This is a genomic window from Kitasatospora sp. NPDC053308, assembly GCF_055585785.1.
Genome location: NZ_JBVJJY010000023.1, coordinates 21263 through 36388, shown reverse-complemented (window position 1 = coordinate 36388; position 15126 = coordinate 21263). Strand labels below are relative to the sequence as shown.

The window sequence follows — 15126 nt, the reverse complement described above, 5'->3', positions numbered from 1 at the left end:
GAGCCGCGGTCAGCTCCCGGTGGCCGCGGGTGCGGTGCCGGTGGCGGAGCCCGCCGGCGCCGCGTCGGGCGTCGGCGCGAGGGCCGCCGCCAGGGCGGCGGGCGTCGCGCGCCGCATCACCTGGGCCAGGGTGGCTGCCGGGTTCAGGTGCTCGCGCAGCCGCTGGAGCAACCGGGCGGCGAGCAGGGAGTGCCCGCCGAGCGCGAAGAAGTCGTCGTCCACGCCGACGTGGTCCAGGCCGAGCACGTCGGCGAACGCGTCGGCGACCGCCCGCTCGGCGGGCGTGCGCGGCCCGCGCAGCACCGCCGGTCGGCGTTCCGGCTCGGGCAGGGCCCGGCGGTCGACCTTGCCGTTGACGGTCAGCGGCATGCGGTCGAGTACCACGACCTGGGTGGGCAGCATGAAGTCCGGCAGGACACGGGCGAGTTCCCGGCGCAGCGCGGTCCCGTCCAGGGGCGTGCGCGCACCGGCGCCGCCGGCCGCGTAGGCGGTCAGCTCCTTGCCGCCGCGTCCGTCCGGGCGGGCGACGACGGCTGCCTGGACGACGCCGGGCAGGGCGGCCAGGGCGGCGCGCACCTCGTCCGGCTCGATCCGGTGACCGCGGATCTTGACCTGGTCGTCGTTGCGGCCGGTGAACTCGATCGTGCCGTCCGGGAGCCGGCGGGCGAGATCGCCGGTGCGGTACATCCGTCGGCCGGGCGGTCCCCAGGGGTCGGCGACGAAGCGCGCGGAGGTCAGCCCGGGGCGGCCCAGGTAGCCGCGGGCCAGCTGGTCCCCGGCCAGGTAGAGCTCACCGGTCAGCCCGTCGGGGACCGGGCGCAGCCCCGCGTCGAGCAGCATCACCCGGGTGCCGGGCACCGGACGGCCGATGCCGGGCCGGGCCGGCCAGTCGGCGGGCCGACCGGGGACCTCGGCGGCGGTCACGACGTGGGTCTCGGCCGGGCCGTAGTGGTTGTGCAGGCGCTTGCCGCCCCGGGCGCAGAGGGCGCGCAGCTGCGGGCCGACCACCAGCGCCTCGCCGGCCTGGACGAGGTGCCGCAGGTCGGGCAGCGACTCCCGCTCGCCGTCGGCGAACTCGCACAGGGCGGCCAGCACGGGCGTGGGGGCGAACAGTTCGGTCACCCGGTGGGTGCGCAGCCAGGCGGTCCACGCGGCGGCGTCGGCGCGGGTGTCGGCGTCCGGTACCGCGAGGGTCCGGCCGGTGCACAGCGCGGTGAGGACTTCCTGGGTGGCGACGTCGAAGGCCATGGAGGTGAACTGGGCCGTCACGGCGCCCGGTTCGGCCGGGAAGCGCCGCTCGTGCCAGTCCACCAGCCGGTCCAGGGCGCCGCCCGGCATGACCACCGCCTTCGGTACGCCCTGCGTCCCGGAGGTGTGCACCACGTAAGCGGGGTGGCCGGGCAGGCGCGGCGGACGGGTGTGCGGGCGGCCGGCACGGGGCGACGGCTCGGGCGCTACGTGGCGCGGCTCCAGCAGCATCCGGGGCGTCGGCGCGGGGACCAGCGCCAGCGCGTCGGCGAACTCGGCCTGCCACAGCAGCAGCGCCGGACGGCCCTCGGCGGCCAGCGCCGCGACCCGCGGGGCGGGGTGGCGCGGGTCCAGCCACAGGTAGGCGGCGCCGGCCTTCAGGACCCCGAGCATCGCCGCGATCGCGTCCCGCCCGCGTCGCAGGCACAGGGCCACCACGTCCTCCGGCCCCACACCCCGCCCGGCCAGTTCTTCGGCCAGCCGGTCGGAGGCCAGGTCGAGGCCCCGGTAGTCCAGCACCCCGGCGGAGTCCAGCACGGCCGCCCGCGCGGGTGCCGTGCGCACCTGCGCCGCGAACCGCTCCAGCACCGGGACGGGCACCGCCTCGCCGGTCGGCTCCGCGGGGGCGGGGGCGGCAGCGGGACGGACCGCGTTGACGGGCAGCGCGGCCGGCGCCGACAGGTCCGCCGTGAGCGCGCCCAGCGCCTCCAGCAGCCGGGCGCCGACCTCGTGCGCGCCGGCCTCGGTCAGCCGCCCCGGCTGGTACTGGACGCGCACGGTGATCGTCTCGCCGGGCGAGACCAGCAGGCACAAGGGGTAGTGGGTGCCGTTCTCCACCCGGCTGGAGGCGACCCGCAGGCCGGCGCCCCACCGGGTGGCGAAGGCGTCGGTGTAGGTCTCCAGCACGGCGACGGTGTCGAACAGTTCGCGCAGTCCGGTGGCGCGGGTGATCTGCGCCAGACCCAGGTGCTGGTGGGGCATCATCGCCGTCCGCTGCTCCTGCAAGGCCGTCAGCAGCTCGCCGCGGTCGCCGCTTGCGGCGGTGTCCACGCGCACCGGCACCGCGTTGTTCATCAGGCCGACCATGGATTCGACCCCGGGCAGGTGGGGCGGACGGTCGGCGACGACCGTGCCGAAGACCACGTCGCTGCGGCCGGTCAGCTGGGCCAGCACGAGTCCCCAGGCGCCCAGGATCACGGTGTTGAGCGAGAGCGCCCGCTCGCGGGCCCGGGCCCTCAGGGCCGCCGTGCGTTCGGACGACAGCTCCAGCCGTACCGTGCGGGGACGGCCGGGCCGGTCCGTGCCGGGGGAGGTCAGCAGGGTCGGCTCGGTCACGCCGGCCAGCAGCTCCCGCCACTTCTTGCCGGCCAGGTCCTCGTCCTGGTCGCGGACGTGGCGCAGGTAGGCGAGCGCGGACGGCCGCGGGGCCGGGTGCGGCGCGGCGCCGGAGGCGGCCTGGCCGTACAGCTCGGCCAGATCGGCCAGCGCGACCTGCATCGACCAGCCGTCCATGAGGATGTGGTGGTAGCTCAGCAGCAGCCGGGAGGACACCGGGCCGAGGCGCAGCAGGACGGCCCGCAGCAGCGGGGGCGAGGCCAGGTCGAAGGGCTCGTCCCGGTCCCGGCGGGCCTCCTGTTCGGCGGCCCGCTCGCGGTCGGTCCGTGGGAGCCGGGTGAGGTCCACCTCCCGCAGCGGGACCCGGACCGTCGCGGGCACGGTCTGCGCGGCGTGTCCGCGGCTGTTCCAGCGGAACCCGGCGCGCAGCGCCGGGTGCTGGGTGGTGAGCGCGGCCAGCGCGGCGCGCAGTGCGCGCGCGTCCACCGGCCCGTCGAGGTCCAGGAGGGTCTGGACGTGGTACGGGTCGGGGGAGCCGTCCGCCCGGTGGGCGTGGTAGAGCAGCCCCTCCTGGAGCGGCGAGCAGGGCCACCGCTCCTCCTGGCGCTGGGCGGGGACGGCCGGCGGTCCGGCCTGCTCGTGCCGGTCGGCGGTGCGGGCGAGGGCGGTCAGCACACGTCGGCCCACTCCCGTGCCAGGGCCGCCACGTCGTCGTCGCCGACCAGCCGCGCCGACCACCGCCACAGGGCCGTGAGGCGGGGCTCCCCGGCCCGTTCGTCGATGACCGCGTTGACCTCCAGCGGGTGCGACAGCGGTTGGCGTGCGGCCCGGTGGATGCCGAGGACGGGCGCCTCGGCGGCGTACGGCCACGGGTCGCGCCCCGGAGCCCCGTACCGGCCCAGGTAGTTGAACAGCAGCGGCCGGGCCGGGGCGGCGGCCAGCAGCCCGGCGGCCTGCGGGTGCAGGTGGCGCAGCAGGCCGTAGGACGAACGATCCTGCGGCACCTGCCCCCACTGCGAGCGGATCGCGCGCACGGCCGCGGCCAGCGCCGCTTCCTCCTCGACGGGATCCGCCGCGCGCAGGGCGGCCCGCTCGGGGCACTCCAGCCGGACCGGGAACAGGCAGGTGAACCAGCCGACCGTGGCGGACACGTCGGTGTCCGGACCGGTCGCGTCCCGGCCGTGCCCCTCGGTGTCCAGCACCAGCGTGCGGGAGGTGCCGCACCGGGCCGAGGCGACGGCGAGCGCGGCCAGCAGGAGCTCCTGCGTGGTGGCGCCGAACTGCGCCGGCGCGCCGGTCAGCAGGGCGTGGCCGATCTCGGCCGGCAGCACGGACTCCAGGGTCCGGGAGGTGGCGACGGTGTCCAGTTCCGCGGACAGCGGCCCGCCGGCCGGCCACGCAGCGGGCGCCGCGGCGACGGCGGCCCGCCAGTGCGGCAGCGTCGCCAGCACCTCGGGGCTCGTCGCCCGGGCGTTGTGCCGGCGCACCCACTGCCGGTAGGGAGTGCCCGCTCCCCACGCGCCGAGTGCCTGCGGGGCCTCGGCGGCCCTGGCCAGGTCCGCCAGGAGCACCTGCCACGAGACACCGTCGACCACGAGGTGGTGCACGGCCAGCAGCAGCCGGCCCGCTCGCCCGGGGCCGCGGTCCCACCACACGGCGCGCAGCAGCCGGCCGCCGGGCAGGTCCAGCGATCGCATCGCGCGCTCGACGTGCGCCTGGACGTCGGCCGGGGTGGGGCCGTCGAGGCGCTCCCGCAGGTCCACCGTGTCCAGCAGCCCTGCCGCGTCCACCTCGCCCGGTGCCAGGACCTCGGGCTGCCACACCGCCTCGTGGGAGGGGTCGGGCAGCCGGGTGCGCAGCGCGTCGTGCCGGTCGAGCACGGTCTGCAGGGCCGTGACGAGCGCCTGCCGCTCCAGGCCCGGGGGCGTCTCCAGCAGACTCGACTGGACGAACTCGTCCGTCCCTTCGCCCTGTTCGCGCAGCCACAGCGCGATCGGCGGCAGGTCGAGCCGTCCGGTGGCCGACTGGTGCAGCAGGTCCGCGGCCGGGGTCGAGGCCTGCGCGGCAGCGGCCAGCGCCCCGGGGGTGCGCAGCCGGAACACGTCCTGCGAACCGATCGCCACGTTCTCCCGGCGCACCCGGCTGACCAGCCGCATCGCGATGATGCTGTCGCCGCCGAGGGCGAAGAAGTCGTCCTCGGTGCCGACGGCCGGCAGGCCCAGCAGCTCGGCGAAAGCGGCGCACAGCGCCTTCTCGGCGGGCGTGCCCGGCACGCCCGCGCCGGAGCGCACGGCGGCGGGTGCGGGCAGCGCCGCGCGGTCCAGCTTGCCGTTCACGCTCAGCGGCAGCGCGTCCAGCAGGACCACCGCCGAAGGCACCAGGTAGTCGGGCAGGACCCGGGCCAGCGCGGCGCGCAGTTCCTGCGCCCGGACGCCGGCCCGGCCGGGTTCGGGGACGGCGTAGCCGACCAGGCGTCCGTCCCGGACCACCACGGCGGCCTGCGCCACGCCGGGCAGGGCGGCCAGCGCGGCCCGCGCCTCGCCCGGCTCGACCCGGTGGCCGCGGATCTTGACCTGGTCGTCGTCCCGGCGCAGGTACGCGAGGGCGCCGCCGGGCCCCCGCACGGCGAGGTCGCCGGTGCGGTACATCCGCGCGCCGGCCGGGCCGTACGGGTCGGCGACGAAGCGTTCGGCGGTCCTGGCCGGCTGGTTCAGGTACCCCCGGGCGACCTGCTCGCCGGCGACGTAGACCTCGCCGGGCTCACCGTCGGCGACCTCGGCCAGGTCGGGGCCGAGCAGCCGCACCTCGACGCCGGGCAGACCGGTGCCGATCGGGATCCGGCCGCCGGGAAGCGGCTCACCGGGGACCAGGAGGTGGCGGGTCGTGAAGGTGGTGCACTCGGTCGGCCCGTAGACGTGGCCCAGCACCAGCCGGGGGCAGGCGGCGCGGATGCGGGCGAAGGCCTGCGGGTCGGCGGCCTCGCCGCCGGTGAGCACCGTGTGCAGCCCGCGCAGCGTGCTCGGGGCGTCCGCGGCGATCTGGCCGAACCAGGCGGTGGTGAGGAAGACTCCGGTGACGCCATGGGCGGCGACCAGTGCGGCCAGCCGGTGCGCGTCCACCCGGTCCTCGGCGGGGACGACCACGGTGCCGCCGCGGGTGAGCGGCACCCACAGGTCGTGGCTGAGGGCGTCGAACCCCAGCGCCGAGACCAGCGCGGTGACGCGGTGGCCGGGTCCGTCCCAGTGCGGATCGGCGGCGAAGCGCCCGAGGTTGCGGTGGGTGACCTGCACGCCCTTGGGCCGGCCGGTCGAACCCGAGGTGTAGAAGACGCAGGCGACGCGGTCGCACTCGCCGGCCGGACCGGCCAGGGGCAACTCCGCGCCGAACACGTCGGGACAGGCGTCCACCGGGACGGGCACCGGCCCTGATGAGCCGTCAGCGGCGGCCGGTTCCTCGGCCGGGACGATCAGGGCCGTGCACCCGGCATCGACCTCGACGGCCGCCAGCCGGTCGGCAGGAGTGCGCGGGTCCAGCACCACCGCGGCCGCGCCGGTCTCGAAGACCGCCAGCAGCGCTGCCACCAGCCGCCCCGAACGCGGCAGCCGTAACGCGACCGTCCTGCCCGGGCCCACCCCCGCCGCACCCAGCCTGGACGCCAACGCGCCCGCCCAGCACGAGAGTTCACGGTACGACCAGCGCCGGCCGGTCTCCTCCACCACGGCGGTCGCGTCCGGCCGGTGCCGGGCGACGGCCGCTAATGCCCGGTGCACGGGCAGCGGCTCGGTACGCCCGGATCGCGTACCCGGCCCCATCTCTGCAGTCGCTGAAATGATCATGCAGCCATCCAAGCCACGCGCCGCGACCACCCCTGCAGCCCTTAACCCGTACGGCGTAACCGAGCCGCCCAATCGGGGGAAAAGTCTGCTCATCACCTCTAGGTGTCGGTCGGCGGCGCAGCCACCCCGCGCGAGCACGTCGACCGCGTTGCCACGACCGGCCGACGCCTTCACATCCGCCGCCGTCCACCGGTCGCCGGCGCGCCGACGACAGCCGAGGAGCCCCGATGAGCGAAGCAGGCCGTGACGAGAAGGACCGCCGCAAGGCCATGCTCATCCGAGCCTCGGTCCACGTCGCCGGCACCCATGTGTTCGCCGGCTTCGTCATCCTGCTGTTCGCCCTCGGCAACCGCCACTGACCGGCCTCGACGCCGGGCACGCGGAGGTGCCGGCGCTGCGGCCGCCGAGGGCGCCGAGGCGGGGAGCACCGGCTGGCGGGCCGTCCGTCCACGCCGGTGGCGGACCCGCCGGAGGGCCGGATCCCGGTGCCGGTGCGGCCCACGCGAAGCCGACGGCGCTGTCCGGGAGCCGGTCGCCTTCGGCGGGGGCGCGCTGCTGGAGGTCGGGGAGCGACATCGTCGTCACCTCCTTTCGGCGGAGGGGTGTGTCACCGTCCCGGGTTCGGCGCGCAGGGCTGGGGGAGGGGGCGGACCGGAGCGCCGAGCAGGGGCGCGAGCAGGTCGGCCCTGCGGTGGGCGCATTCCAGAGCGAGCAGGACGCCGGCCGATCCCGTGGCGAGGTCCATGGACAACCGCACCAGGCGGGAGCCGGGGAAGGCGAGGCCCCGGCCGTACGGGACCGCGTGGCACCACACATCGTCCAGATGCTCCTGGAGGGCGTCGTCGGTGCTGTCCGATCCGGTGGCGGCGAGGAAGTACAGCAGTCCGGCACGGCCGTCGAGGAGGCTCGGCGGGACGGCGAGCGGGCAGCGCGCCGCCGCCCGGATGCGCCGGAGGGCGTCGGCGTACCCGGGATGCTCCCGCTGTTCGAGGAACGCGGACAGAGCGAGCCCGACGCCGGCCGAGCCGCCCCCGAGGGAGGCCGGGGAGCGTCCGTCGCCGACCTGAAGGGTGCCGTTGACCTCCACGCAGCGGGACAGGTCGGCGCGCAGCGCCTGTTCGGCGAGGTCGAGGTGGAGGTCGTCACCGGAGTGTCCGTACAGGCGGGTCAGGAACAGGGCGGCACCGGCGGAGCCGGACGTCAGGCCCGCGCCGGTGCTCGGACCGGCGGTTCGGCTCAGCACGGCGTGGATGCGGTCGGCCATGCGGTACGCGTGGTCGAGGTAGCGGGGACCGCCGCCGCGGACGTGGAAGCCGAGAGCGCTCAGGCCCAGGCCCGGCAGTCCTGTCAGCAGGCCGAGGCCGGTCGTCCCGGCCGTGCGCGCGAGGGCGCCGGTCATGAGTTCGGCGGCGTCGTCGTGCCGGCCGAGGAGGTCGAGGACGGTGGCGACACCGCCGGCGCCGTCGAACAGGCCGACCGGCGCGTCGGCGAAGCCGCGCCGGGCCGCGGTGGCGAGCCAGTCGACCCACAGGGGGTCGATGCTGTGGCGGGCGGCGTGCAGGGCGTAGAGGACACCCGCGGCGCCGTGCGCCAGGTTCGTGCCTCCGCCTTCCCGCGCACCGTCCGGGTCGTTGGGGAAGAGACGATCCCAGCGCTCGGGGGTGGCCGAAGAGGTGAGGGCGGTGATCAGTTGCCGCCGGTTGTGCTCCCACCCCGCCGTGCGCGGGTCCGCGCACCCCGGTGGCGCAGCGGGGTTCGGCCTGCGGCCGGTCATCGTCTCCGCGGCGTCGCGGGCGTAGCCCGCCGGCAGGGGGAAGCGCTCGTCGGCCCACCGCGCGAGCTGGTGGGGCTTGGCTGGGTCGAGTGCCACGAGGGCGCTCAGGGAGGTGAACTGGCCCAGGCGTAGTGCGGCCAGGCTGTAGGTGTCGATGTCGGTGCCGGTGGCACCGGCCGGCGCGGCGAAGCCCGGGGTGCCCGGGAGCCCGGTGCGCGGGTCGCCGACAGGGTGGGCGGCCTCCAGGTCGACGAAGGCGATGGTGTCGTCGGGGCGGACGATGATGTCGTCCGGGTTCAGGTCGCCGAGGACGATGCCGTCCCGGTGGATGACCGCCGCGCCCGCGGCGACCCTGTCGAGGACGGTGAGGGCCCAGCGTGTGTACGCCTCGTGGTCCTGGGGCGTGGTCCGGGAGTCGGTCGGCGGCATGCGCAGCACGCCGGCCTTGGCCAGCGGCATTCCGTCGATGTACTCCTGGATGAGGAAGTGGTGTTCCCAGTGGGTCTCGTATCCCAGCGGCCGCGGCACCAGCCCGGTGTGGGCCAGGGCGGTGAGCATGCGGTATTCGTGCCGGAGGCGGGCGACGGCGTCGAGGCCCCGGCTGTCGATGCCGGCGTGCGGGCGGGCTTCCTTCAGGACGACGAGGTCTCCGCTGCCGGGATCCTTGGCCAGGTGGACGCCCCCGCCGTTGGAGAGGCGGAGCGGGAGGACGATCTCGTAGGGCAGGTCGACTCGGCTGAGTTCGGCGAAGCGTCCGAGGCGTTCCTGGAGGAAGGCCGGGACCGCCGCCCAGGCGGGCGGGGTGAAGGCGGCGGTGCGTGGATCGGCGACCGGGGTGCCGCCGGGACCGGCAAGGGCGAGCACCGGGGCGTCCCCGCCGACGTGGGCCCGGCCTGCGGCGAACGCCCCGTAGCGGACGAACACCGGGCTGGTGTCGTTCCACCTCAGGCCGGAGAGGATGTAGGGGCCCTGGCGGCCCTCCAAGGCCGCGCTCAGTTCCTCCAGCAGGACCCGGAGTTCGGAGTCGTCGCAGGGGTAGACGGTGATGAACGTCCCCGAGGAGCCGCGGGGGGCGGACTTGGAGCCGAACACCGTCAGGATCCGGGCACTGCGGAGATACGTGAAGGCGGTGCGGTGGCGGGCGCAGACGGCGGCAGCGCGGTCGAGGACGTCCTGGGCGTCGGGGACCGTGGCGGACACGTGGATCTTCCATCCCTGCCGGGGCAGCCGACGTCCGTAGGCCACCCGCACCCACAGGTCGCCGTCGCCGGCCTCGCGGGTGCCCGCACCGACCGGAGGCGGCACCCAGCGGGAGTCCTCATCCTCCACGCGCTGCGGGACGTCGAAGAACACCGGGTCGGCCGCACAGAACGCGAATAGCTGGTCCGGATCCATCGGCTTCCTTTGCTGTAGCAGTCGTGCGAGGCCGACAGGCACGCGGTCGACTCGGCCGACGTTGCGGCGCCGGACGACGTTGCGGCGCCAGCCGATGTTGCGGCGCCGGACGACCCGGCCGCGTCGCCAGGCCCGCTCGTCCGTCCGTCGCCGCGGCCGACCTCTCCGGGCGCGATCCTGCGCCCGCGCACCGGTGGAAGGCCCGGAGACGGTGCGATCTTGGCATCCGGGCCGTGAAGGGAGTCTGAAGCTTCCTGAAGAACACCTGAAGCCCACTGAAGAGCCCTCAGGAAGCGCACGTGCGGGTCGAGCGGAGGGCGGTCGGAGCTCGTCGTTTCGCTCGGCCGCGATCAAGATGGTGCGATGCACATATTGGTAGTGGAGGACGATCCCCGGCTCGCGGAACTGCTGCGACGGGGGCTGGTGGCCGAGGGGTTCACCGTCGAGTGCGAGCAGGACGGACTGGAGGGCCTGCGCCTGGCCCTGGAGGAACGACACGACGCGATCGTGCTCGACGTGATGCTGCCTACCCTGAACGGCTATCAGCTGTGCTCCCGACTGCGGGAGTCGGGAGTGTGGACACCGGTGCTGATGCTGACGGCGAAGGACGGCGAGTACGACGAGGCCGAAGGGCTGGACCTCGGCGCCGACGACTACGTCACCAAACCCTTCTCCTACGTCGCCCTCGTAGCACGCCTGCGCGCCCTGATCCGTCGCGGCCGACCGGAACGGCCCGCACAACTGCGCATCGACGACCTGCACCTGGACCCCGCCCGCCGCACCTGCACCCGGGCGAACGCCGACATCGGCCTCACCGCACGCGAGTTCGCCGTCCTGGAGTACCTGGCACGGCGGAGCGGCGAGGTGGTGACCAAACGCGAAATCCTCACCCACGTGTGGGACGCGCACTTCGAAGGCGACACCAACGTCGTCGAGGTGCACATCAGCGCCCTCCGCCGCAAGATCGACGCACCGTTCTCCCGGCGTCTCATCCACACGGTCCGCGGGGTCGGATACCGCCTCGCCCCGGAAAGGACCGCACGATGAGGCGCCTCCTTCGCCTCCTTCGCCGGTGCCTGCCGTTGCCGATCTCGATGCGCGGACGCCTGACGCTGCTGGCCGCGGCGGCGAGTCTGCTCGCGCTCACGGCAGGCGGCCGGCTGGCGGCCGGCACCTTCCGCACCTACGTCGTGAGTGAAGCCCACACCTACGTCACGGTCACCACGGCGCTGGCCCTGAAGGACGACATCGAGCAGATCTCCAAGGACCCCACGCGGATCCCCGGACCCCTGCGCGCCGACCCCCGCCTGCACGCCTCCGTCTCCATGCCGCCTCCCGGCGCGAGCCCGGCGCCATCCGGGCGACCACCGACGACTGCGCACCATGACCCCGACGGCGTCCGGGAGTTGCAGCCACCACGCCTCTCGCTGTGGCCGTTCACCGACCCCGAGACCGTCCCCCCGGCCGTGACGGCCTTCACCATCCACCGCACACCGGATTCCCCCCTCCTGATCGTCTCCAACTCGATGGCGGCCGAACAGAGCGGTCTCAACGGCATGGTGATGATCCTCACCTTCGTGGTGCTCTTCCTCACCCTGATGGTCACCGCCACGTGCTGGCTGGTGGCCGGACGGGCGCTGCGCCCGGTGGAGGTCATCCGCCTCCACTTCGCCGACCTCAGCGCCCACCACCTCGATCAGCGTGTCCCGGAACCCGCCACCGACGACGAGGTCGCACGCCTTGCCCGCACCATGAACACCACCCTCGACCGCCTTCAGACCGGCGTCGAACAACAGCAACGCTTCGTCGCCGACGCCTCCCACGAACTGCGCAGCCCGCTCGCCGCGCTGCGTGCCGAACTCGAGATCGCCCTTGCCCACCCCGAGCAAGCCCACTGGCCGCTGGTCGTGGAGAACGCCCTCGGAGACGCAGAACGCCTCCAGCGCCTGAGCGCCGATCTGCTCCTGCTCGCCCGCCTCGGCGCCTCCGGGGAACTGACCGGCGCAGAGACCGTCGACCTCACGGAACTCGTCCGCTCGGAGACCGGTCGGCGCGATCTCCCCGGCCGGCTCCGCCTCACGGTCGACCTCCCTCCCGACGCGGTGCCGGTCCACGGCCACTACGCGCTGCTGGCCCGGCTCCTGGGCAACCTCCTCGACAATGCCGCGCGCCACGCCGCCGGCACCATCACCGTCAAACTCACCACCGAACCCCAGGCCGCCCGCTCGGTCCTGGACGTACAAGACGACGGACCCGGCATCCCCGCCGGTGACCGAGACCGGATCTTCGAGCGCTTCACCCGGCTCGACGACGCCCGCACCCGCCAGTGCGGAGGCACCGGCCTCGGACTCGCCATCGCCCGCCGCATCGCGAACGCGCACCGGGGAACCCTCGTCGCCACCGATCCCGCCGCCGGCACCACGGGTGCCCGGTTCAGCCTCACCCTGCCGACAGGAACCGGCTCAAGCCCCGCCGGATGACCGCCGGCCGCCGGTGCGGGCACCGGCGGGTGCCCCCGGGCGGCGGTGGTTCGTACCGGCCGGCGACCTCGCCGTGCACCGCCAGGCGCTCTCGCCCTTGCTTGCTCCGCATGCTATCTTGCGATGCATGGTACCTGCCATCGCAAACCACGAGAACGCCGACGGGGGCGTGGACGGGCCGGTGGCGACGCAGCTGCGCAAGGGCGTGTTGGAGTACTGCGTGCTCGCGCTCCTGCGCGACCAGCCGCGGTACGGCGTCGAGTTGCTGCAGGAACTCGGGCGTCTGCCGGCCCTGGCGACCAGTCAGGGCACGATCTACCCCCTGCTCTCACGGCTGCGGCGGGCCGGGCTCGCCGAGACCTTCCTGCGCGACTCGGCCAGCGGACCGGCCCGCCGCTACTACACCCTCACCGATGCCGGACGCGGCGCCCTGCAGGAGTTCGCCACGCTGTGGCCGGCCTTCCGTGAAACCGTCGACCACGTACTCGCTCCGGGAGACACACCATGAACAACGCCGCCGAACACCCCTTGGTCCGAGCCCACCTCGACGCCGTCGAGCGGTACACCGCACCACTGACCGCCGAACGCCGTCACGAACTGCTCGCCGACCTGCGCGAGCACGTCGAGGTCGCGCTCGCCGACAGCGACGCCGCCGACGACCACGCCGTCCGGCAGGTCCTCCGACAGCTCGGCAGCCCCCGAACGATCGCCGACGCCGCGCTCGCCGAGGAGGGCCGCGCCCGGCCCGAGCCGGAGACCGGCCGCCGCACCACGACGACCCTGCTCCTGGCCGCCCTGGCCTTGCCGCTGCTCCTCGTCCCCGTGTTCGGACCCGTCCTCGCGCTGGCCAGCGCCGTCGCCGCGGCCCTCCGGGTCACCAAGTCCCCCCAGTGGACCGGGCGGGAGAAGAAGCAGGCGACGCTGCTCCTGCTCAGCCCGGTCCTGCTCACCCCCCTGGCAGCCGTCGCCGTCGCCTCCTCCGCCGGCCTCACCCCGGCCGGCGTCCTCGTCGCCTGCGCGATCGGGTTCTGCCCGACACTCGTCGCGCTGTTCCGCCTCGCCCGCTCCGCCGCCCGGCTGCGCTCCGCCGCCACGGCGGCCTGAGCCGGTGCTCGACGGCAGGTGACACCGGCTCGGGGGGCGGTCATCCGTAGCCGGGCAGGGAGGTGACTGCCCGGCAGGCGGGCCGCGGCCGACGCCGAGCTGTCTCCGTGCCGGACGCGCCGGGGCTGGCCGGCGAGAGGGCCGGCGCCCGGCCGGCGCGGCGCGATCAACGGCTCCTGGTTCTCCACCTTCGGCACCCGCGACGGCCGGCACATGCTCTCCACCTCGGTCAACGGCGACTGGGCCGACGGCCGGCAGTGGGGCCCGATCTCGGTCTTCACCCAGGAACTGGAGGCGGAGTTCTGCGGCAAAGCGACTGCGTGACGCGGCCGCGTGACGCCCGAACGAGCGTGACCGCCCCCGAACACGGGAGACCGCCCGCAGCGGCAGGCCGATGAACAACCGGTGGCGGCCCGCGCGGCCGACGCGGCGCTGCGCGTGGCAGGACTGTGGCCGGCCCTGCCGGCCCGGGCCGGCGCCCGGCTCGGCACGGCCGTTCGGTTCGGCGGTCGCCGGCTAGCGGCAGAGCTCGAAGACGATGTCGTCGAAGTCGGGGTACGCCCGGCCCGCGTGCTCGATGACGGCCTCGGCCCGGCGGCGCCGTTGCGGGGCGAAGCGTTCCGCGACAGCAGTCCGCTCCGGGCTGGGGCGCGGTGTCCGGTCGGGGTCGTTGTCGACGGTGGCCTCGAAGGGGCCGATGCCGGCGGCGAGTACCCAGAGGAAATCGGCGAGATCGGCCGCGACGACGCCGGTCTCGCCCTCGGAGCCGAGGACGACCACGGGCTGGTCGGTGAGCGGGAGGTCGGGGCGGGCCAGCCAGAACGCCGCGTACCCGCCGGCGCCGTGCCTCCCGAAGATCCGGAACTCGTCGCCGGTCAGCTCGTCGTTGCCGGTCCAGAGGCGGAGCCAGTCGGTGGTGTCCCCGGCAGGGAGGAAGGCGTCGAAGGGCTCGAAGTCGATGCCCTCGCCGTCGTCGTAGTCGAACGGCACCGCCAGAGCGGCGGCCAGCGGGGAGGGGAAGCGTCGATCATCGGTGGCGGTCACGCGCAGAACCTATCGAGGCCGGGTACTGGCCCCGCTCCTGGCCCTGACCTGACGGGTGGCACACCGCAGCCGACGCGGACCTGCTGCCCGCGGACGAGACCTGCGCGCGAGGGCCCCGATGCCCTGTCGCCGGACACGATGCTCCGACAGATCGACGTCGGTGGGCGGGATGCGGAGCCCATGGAGCGCAACCTTCGGCTCTTCGCGCAGGAGGTCTGGCCCAAGGCCCGCTGACCCGCACGGGAACCGCTCGTACCGCCCTGCCTCAACCGTGCCACGCAGCCCGGCGGCCGCGGTGCCGACCAGGACCCCCCGGCAGTGGCGTGAACGCTCGCCAGTGCCCGTTCGTACGCCCGGCCCGGTCGTCCGGACCCGTCCCCGGCCTTCGACGCCCGGGCGGGAGGTTTGCGAATCGGCGGCCGGAGTAGAAGAGGCGGCAGGAGTTACCGGACATCGTGAATCGGACCATCTGAAGGGGGGGCACCCCACCCATGGGCATCATCGCGTGGATTCTGCTCGGCCTGCTCGCGGGAGCCATCGCCAAGGCCATCATGCCCGGACGTGACCCGGGCGGCGTCGTGGTCACCATGCTGATCGGCATCGTCGGCGGTCTGCTGGGCGGCTGGCTCGGCAAGGTCGTCTTCGGTGTGCACTCGATCAACGGGTTCTTCCACCTGTCGACCTGGATCGCCGCGATCGTCGGGTCGCTGGTCGTCCTGACCGTCTATCGCCTCGTGGCGGGCCGCCGTTCCTAGCCGCCCTGTCCGAGCCTCGTGCGCCGTCGGGTGCACGCCCCCTCGGGCGTGCACCCGACGGCGCACGACGTGGGGCTGAGGACACAGACCTCCAGCACGTACTGCGCCGCGACGGGCACCGGGCCGGGCCGGGTACCGGCCCCACTCGACGCCCG

Annotated in this window: 10 protein-coding genes; 6 read left to right on the top strand and 4 right to left on the bottom strand. The window is 74.9% G+C overall.

The genetic code is table 11. The annotated features are described in order from the left end of the window. Nucleotides 1-9: 9 nt before the first annotated feature. Both ACZ6Y7_RS33110 and ACZ6Y7_RS33105 read right to left on the bottom strand, forming a co-directional pair. Nucleotides 10-3258, bottom strand: a complete 3249-nt coding sequence (locus tag ACZ6Y7_RS33110) for a non-ribosomal peptide synthetase (RefSeq protein WP_465761641.1) — start codon at nucleotides 3256-3258, stop codon at nucleotides 10-12. Further along, nucleotides 3252-6353 carry an amino acid adenylation domain-containing protein gene (locus ACZ6Y7_RS33105; protein WP_465761640.1) on the bottom strand — a complete coding sequence of 1034 codons (3102 nt, stop codon included), beginning with the start codon at nucleotides 6351-6353 and terminating at the stop codon, nucleotides 3252-3254. The genes ACZ6Y7_RS33110 and ACZ6Y7_RS33105 overlap by 7 nt, the downstream gene beginning before the upstream one ends. A 293-nt stretch (nucleotides 6354-6646) precedes the next feature. Here ACZ6Y7_RS33105 and ACZ6Y7_RS33100 point away from each other — a divergent pair, with 293 nt between their 5' ends. Further along, nucleotides 6647-6778: a DUF6126 family protein gene (locus ACZ6Y7_RS33100; RefSeq protein WP_465761639.1), complete on the top strand. Its 132-nt coding sequence runs from the start codon at nucleotides 6647-6649 to the stop codon at nucleotides 6776-6778. A gap of 248 nt (nucleotides 6779-7026) precedes the next feature. Here the strand turns inward: ACZ6Y7_RS33100 and lanKC are convergent, their stop codons facing one another. Further along, complete coding sequence (lanKC, locus tag ACZ6Y7_RS33095) at nucleotides 7027-9588, bottom strand: class III lanthionine synthetase LanKC (RefSeq protein ID WP_465761638.1); 2562 nt, start codon at nucleotides 9586-9588, stop codon at nucleotides 7027-7029. 363 nt (nucleotides 9589-9951) lie between these two features. Here lanKC and ACZ6Y7_RS33090 point away from each other — a divergent pair, with 363 nt between their 5' ends. The 4 genes from ACZ6Y7_RS33090 (at nucleotide 9952) to ACZ6Y7_RS33075 (ending at nucleotide 13172) form a co-directional block, all read left to right on the top strand. Further along, nucleotides 9952-10635: a winged helix-turn-helix domain-containing protein gene (locus tag ACZ6Y7_RS33090; protein ID WP_465761637.1), complete on the top strand. Its 684-nt coding sequence runs from the start codon at nucleotides 9952-9954 to the stop codon at nucleotides 10633-10635. After that, nucleotides 10632-12068 carry a sensor histidine kinase gene (locus ACZ6Y7_RS33085; RefSeq protein WP_465761636.1) on the top strand — a complete coding sequence of 479 codons (1437 nt, stop codon included), beginning with the start codon at nucleotides 10632-10634 and terminating at the stop codon, nucleotides 12066-12068. Before ACZ6Y7_RS33090 ends, ACZ6Y7_RS33085 begins: the two co-directional genes overlap by 4 nt. 127 nt (nucleotides 12069-12195) lie before the next feature. Then, nucleotides 12196-12576 carry a PadR family transcriptional regulator gene (locus ACZ6Y7_RS33080; RefSeq protein ID WP_465761635.1) on the top strand — a complete coding sequence of 127 codons (381 nt, stop codon included), beginning with the start codon at nucleotides 12196-12198 and terminating at the stop codon, nucleotides 12574-12576. Further along, complete coding sequence (locus ACZ6Y7_RS33075) at nucleotides 12573-13172, top strand: HAAS signaling domain-containing protein (protein WP_465761634.1); 600 nt, start codon at nucleotides 12573-12575, stop codon at nucleotides 13170-13172. The genes ACZ6Y7_RS33080 and ACZ6Y7_RS33075 overlap by 4 nt, the downstream gene beginning before the upstream one ends. Nucleotides 13173-13688: 516 nt before the next feature. Here the strand turns inward: ACZ6Y7_RS33075 and ACZ6Y7_RS33070 are convergent. After that, nucleotides 13689-14216: an SMI1/KNR4 family protein gene (locus ACZ6Y7_RS33070; RefSeq protein WP_465761633.1), complete on the bottom strand. Its 528-nt coding sequence runs from the start codon at nucleotides 14214-14216 to the stop codon at nucleotides 13689-13691. 491 nt (nucleotides 14217-14707) lie between these two features. Between ACZ6Y7_RS33070 and ACZ6Y7_RS33065 the strand changes: the two genes are divergently transcribed. Next, nucleotides 14708-14971, top strand: a complete 264-nt coding sequence (locus ACZ6Y7_RS33065) for a GlsB/YeaQ/YmgE family stress response membrane protein (protein ID WP_465761632.1) — start codon at nucleotides 14708-14710, stop codon at nucleotides 14969-14971. Nucleotides 14972-15126: the final 155 nt, after the last annotated feature.

Bases quoted from the DNA above. Each gene is read 5' to 3' on its own strand.
- ACZ6Y7_RS33100 (WP_465761639.1), top strand. From the start codon at position 6,647: ATGAGCGAAGCAGGCCGTGACGAGAAGGACCGCCGCAAGGCCATGCTC.
- lanKC (WP_465761638.1), bottom strand. From the start codon at position 9,588: ATGGATCCGGACCAGCTATTCGCGTTCTGTGCGGCCGACCCGGTGTTC.
- ACZ6Y7_RS33090 (WP_465761637.1), top strand. From the start codon at position 9,952: ATGCACATATTGGTAGTGGAGGACGATCCCCGGCTCGCGGAACTGCTG.
- ACZ6Y7_RS33085 (WP_465761636.1), top strand. From the start codon at position 10,632: ATGAGGCGCCTCCTTCGCCTCCTTCGCCGGTGCCTGCCGTTGCCGATC.
- ACZ6Y7_RS33080 (WP_465761635.1), top strand. From the start codon at position 12,196: ATGGTACCTGCCATCGCAAACCACGAGAACGCCGACGGGGGCGTGGAC.
- ACZ6Y7_RS33075 (WP_465761634.1), top strand. From the start codon at position 12,573: ATGAACAACGCCGCCGAACACCCCTTGGTCCGAGCCCACCTCGACGCC.
- ACZ6Y7_RS33065 (WP_465761632.1), top strand. From the start codon at position 14,708: ATGGGCATCATCGCGTGGATTCTGCTCGGCCTGCTCGCGGGAGCCATC.